The 4,249-nt window shown below is 67.1% G+C and carries 5 protein-coding genes; all 5 read right to left on the minus strand.

All coding sequences use genetic code 11. The annotated features are described in order from the left end of the window. Positions 1–418 (minus strand): hypothetical protein (locus tag D7W82_RS38575; RefSeq protein WP_120623030.1); only part of this gene is annotated, 418 nt, incomplete at its 3' end. After that, positions 415–1,614 (minus strand): hypothetical protein, encoded by a 1,200-nt coding sequence (locus tag D7W82_RS38580; RefSeq protein ID WP_120623031.1) that lies wholly within the window; start codon positions 1,612–1,614, stop codon positions 415–417. The genes D7W82_RS38580 and D7W82_RS38575, both read right to left, overlap by 4 nt. Further along, positions 1,611–2,171 (minus strand): cytochrome c, encoded by a 561-nt coding sequence (locus D7W82_RS38585; RefSeq protein WP_120623032.1) that lies wholly within the window; start codon positions 2,169–2,171, stop codon positions 1,611–1,613. Before D7W82_RS38585 ends, D7W82_RS38580 begins: the two co-directional genes overlap by 4 nt. Further along, positions 2,168–2,713 (minus strand): DUF3341 domain-containing protein, encoded by a 546-nt coding sequence (locus D7W82_RS38590; protein WP_120623033.1) that lies wholly within the window; start codon positions 2,711–2,713, stop codon positions 2,168–2,170. Before D7W82_RS38590 ends, D7W82_RS38585 begins: the two co-directional genes overlap by 4 nt. Positions 2,714–2,717: 4 nt before the next feature. Continuing rightward, entirely contained in the window at positions 2,718–4,157 is a 1,440-nt protein-coding gene (gene nrfD / locus D7W82_RS38595) for an NrfD/PsrC family molybdoenzyme membrane anchor subunit (protein ID WP_120623034.1), read from the minus strand. Between the last annotated feature and the right edge of the window lie 92 nt (positions 4,158–4,249).

A 4,249-nucleotide genomic window follows, 5' to 3' on the forward strand; every position in this document is an offset into this window, starting at 1 on the left:
GGGCCGGGGCCGGCTCGCGGGCCTTCTGGGCCTCGGTCATGATGACCTGGCCCATGGCCTGCTCCAGCGACTTGTGGGCGGTGACGCCCGGCTGGTCACCCCAGCCGTTCTTCAGCGCCTGGTGCTGGCCGCCAATCTTCTCCGCCGCGCGCCAGTCCTGCTCGAACAGGCGCTGGTTCACGATGCCCACCTCGTACTGGCCCACCGCGGCGGGACGCGGAGGAGGACCGTCCGGCTGGGCCTCCGCCATGGTGACGACCTGGATGCGCCAGGCCCACACCGCGCCCACGAAGAAGAGGACCATGGCGCCCACACCGACGCCGATGATCTTCCCCATGACGAGGTGGTCTTCCTCGGCCGCCACGCCATGCGCGCCGACGATGACCCGCGATTCGACTTCGGACTGGGTCTTCTTCATGGCTGCACGTACCTCAGGGACTCCGCGATGTAGGGGTCCTTCACCGGGAAGGTGTACCGACCGCGCGCCCGGAACAGGGCGTAGCCCACCGAGACCCCGCCCACGCCCACGAAGGCCGTGAGAATCGTCCAGTGGAACGTCGGACCGGCCTCACCGGAGAACGCCGGCCAGATGAGCCAATACAGGTCCACGGCGTGCATGAGAAGCATGTAGGTGGCGGCCACCGCCAGCGTCCCCGGCTTCTCCTTCAGCTTGCGTGACAGCAGCGTGAAGAACGGCAGCACGAAGTGGCCGAAGAAGATGACGTAGGAGACGCCGCGCCACGGGCCGTACATGCGCAGGCCGTACCAGGGGGCCTCTTCCGGGATGTTGGCGATCCACACCAGCAGGAACTGGGAGAAGCCGATGTAGGCCCAGAACGCCGTGAAGGCGAAGATGAGCTTGCCCAGGTTGTGGTAGTGCGACGTCTTCACCAGGCTGCCGTAGAGGTCCTTGCCCTGGGCCCGCACCGTGGCCAGCGTGAGGACGCAGAAGGCGGCCAGGAAGCTGCCGGCGAAGTAGTAGGCGCCGAAGATGGTGGACTGCCACAGCGGGGTGAGGCTCATCAGCCAGTCGAAGGCGGCGAAGGTGATGGTCAGCGCCAGGAAGGGCAGGGCGCCCGGGGAGAACTTGCGCTGCTTGACGGTGAGCTCCAGCCCGCCCACCTCGTCCTGCTGGGTGCTCCAGCCGTACAGCCGGTGCGAGACGAAGATCCACACCGCGAAGTAGATGACCTGGCGGACGGCGAAGAAGCCCAGGTTCAGGTAGTGGGCCTTCTTGTGGGCCAGGTGCTCCACTTCAATGCCGTGGATGTTGGCGGCCAGCGGCGAGCCATCCACCCAGGGGTAGAGGTACTTCATCATCGGGATGAGGGCGAGGATGAGCACCGCGAAGACGGGCACCGCGATGGAGATGGTCTCCATGGCGCGGCGCAGGACGATGGGCCACTTCGCCTTGGCCGTGTGGAAGATGGCCAGCATGATGAGGGCGGCCACGCTGATGCCGACCCAGTAGGTGAAGCCCAAGAGGTAGCTGAAGCTGGTCGCCGCGGGGTTCATGAAGAAGCCCACGGCGGTGAGCACGAGGCCCACCACGCCCAGGCCGAACGCGGGCACCATCAGCTTGGGCGTGCCGGTGTAGCGCTCCATGGCAGTCATCGGTTCTCCTGCGGGACGGGCTGCGTCCCGGCGGTGCTGCGGGCGGCCTGCAGCGCGCGCACATAGGCGACGACGGCCCAGCGCTCACGCGTGTCGAGCTCACCCGAGAAGGACGGCATGATGCCGTAGCCCTCGTTGATGGCGGTGTAGAAGTGGCCGGCCGGCTTGTCCGCGAGCTCCAGCAGGGACGGAGGCAGGCGCAGCGCCATGTTCTCCGCGACGACGCTGTTGCCGTCGCCGAGCACGCCGTGGCACTGCGAGCAGACGATGTTGTACTTCTTCTGGCCAAGCTCCAGCAGGTGCTTGTCCACCGGCAGGGGGATGGCGTTCACGGCCACGCCGTTGGCGCGGCCCGTGGAGATGCCCGGGTTGCCCACCGGCCGCTCGCGCGGGATGGTGCCGGCGGGGGGCACGCGCATGGCGCGGCCGTCCGGCCAGAACTCGGACGTCTCGTAGTACTCGTACTTGGCCTGGTGCTCCATGCGCTGGAGGAACTCCGAGCTGACGTTGCAGCCCGTGAGCGCGGCGAGCCCGGCGGCGGGGATGAGCCACCTCATTCGTTCTCTCCGGAGACGACGGTCACGTGGGTCGCGCCCAGGGCCGTCAGCTGGTTCTTGACGTCCGCGGCGTCCGTGCCCGTGGGGTGCGGGACGCTCAGCCAGTAGCCGTGCGTGGACGCGCTGCGGAACTCTTCCGACTCGAAGGCCGGGTGGTAGGGCTGCGGCAGCTTGCTCAGGCCGAGCAGGCCGAAAAAGATGCCGAACGCGGCGAACAGCACGCTCAACTCGAACGTGATGGGCACCCACGCCGGGAGGCTCAACAGCGGACGACCGCCGACGTTGAGCGGGTAGTCGATGGTGTTCATCCACGTCTGCATCGTGAGGGCGGTCACCATGCCGGTGAGGCCGCCGCCCAGGGCGATGAAGGGCATGCGAGAGGGCGGCAGACCCAGCGCCTCCGACCCGCCGTGGAGCGGGTAGGGGGAGTAGGTGTCCATCCCCTGGAAGCCCTTCTCGCGCATCTGCTGCGTGGCGGAGACGAGGGCTTCCGGAGTGGCGAACTCGGCCAACACCCAGGAATCAAGGACCTTGGCTTCCATGATGCTAGTGCGCTCCGTGGGTGGCCGCGGCGTCCGAGCCGTGGTGTCCGTTGCCATGGGCGGCGTGGGCGGCGTGCTTGAGCTCCAGCTGGAGCTCCTTCACCTCGCTCACCGCGACGGCGGGAACGAACTTGAGGAACAGGAGGAACAGGGTGCCGAACAGGCCCAGCGTGCCGATGTAGATGCACCAGTCCACCCAGGTCGGCGTGTAGATGTCCCACGACGAGGGCAGGAAGTCCTGGGAGAGCGACGTCACGATGATGATGAAGCGCTCGCACCACATGCCGATGTTCACCGCGATGGACGCCACCCACATGATGGGGATGCTGGTGCGGGCCTTCTTGAACCAGAAGATGTTCGGGGTGATGACGTTGCAGGCGATCATCAGCCAGTACACGCCGGCGTAGGGGCCCGTGGCGCGGTTCACGTAGAAGGTCCAGAACTCGTACTGGTTCATGGAGTACCAGGCGATGAAGTGCTCCATCAGGTACCCGTAGGACACGAGCAGGCCCGTCGCGAGGATGACCTTGTTCATGTTCTCCAGGTGGCGGTCCGTGATCACGTCCCGGAGGCCCAGGTACTTGCGGGCGGGCACGATGAGGGTGATCACCATCGCGAAGCCGCTGAACACGGCGCCGGCCACGAAGTAGGGCGGGAAGATGGTCGCGTGCCAGCCCGGAATCTGGGAGACGGCGAAGTCGAACGACACGATGGTGTGCACGGACACCACGAGCGGCGTCGAGAGGCCGGCGAGCAGCAGGTAGCCAATCTTGTAGTTGTGCCAGTGGCGGCCGGAGCCGCGCCAGCCGAGGGCGAAGAGGCCGTAGATGGTGCGCTGCAGCTTGCCCTTGGACGAGTCACGCAGGGCCGCCAGGTCCGGGATGAGGCCCACGTACCAGAAGAGGGCGGACACCGTGAGGTACGTGGAGATGGCGAACACGTCCCACACGAGCGGCGAGCGGAACTGCGCCCAGGCGCCCAGGGTGCTGGGGTAGGGGAACAGCCAGAAGGCGAACCAGGGACGGCCCGTGTGGAGCAGCGGGAACAGGCCGGCGCACATGACCGCGAACAGCGTCATGGCCTCCGCGAAGCGGTTGATGCTCGTGCGCCACTTCTGCTGGAAGAGCAGGAGGATGGCGGAGATGAGCGTACCGGCGTGACCGATACCGACCCACCAGACGAAGTTGATGATGTCGAACGCCCAGCCCACCGGCTGGTTGTTGCCCCACACGCCGATGCCGCGCGCGAGGGTGTACGTGACACCGACGACCAGCAGGCCCAGCGCCGCGGACGTGATGCCCAGCAGCATGAACCAGCCCTTGCCCGGCTTGCGCCAGACATGGTCGAGCAGGGTTTCATTGAGGGACTTGTCGTCGTGGTGCGGCGCGACGAGGTCCCGGGGCTCGAGGGGGTCGAGCGGGAGTGCGTGTGCGGTCTCGGCCATGACGGTCAGTGACCTCCTTCATGCGCCGGCGCGGCTTCAGCAGGGGCGGCGGGCACGAGGGCGGGGTTGGGGTTGCGCAGGCGGATGAGGTG

The organism is Corallococcus sp. CA049B (assembly GCF_003611685.1).
In the GTDB taxonomy this organism is placed as follows: domain Bacteria; phylum Myxococcota; class Myxococcia; order Myxococcales; family Myxococcaceae; genus Corallococcus; species Corallococcus coralloides.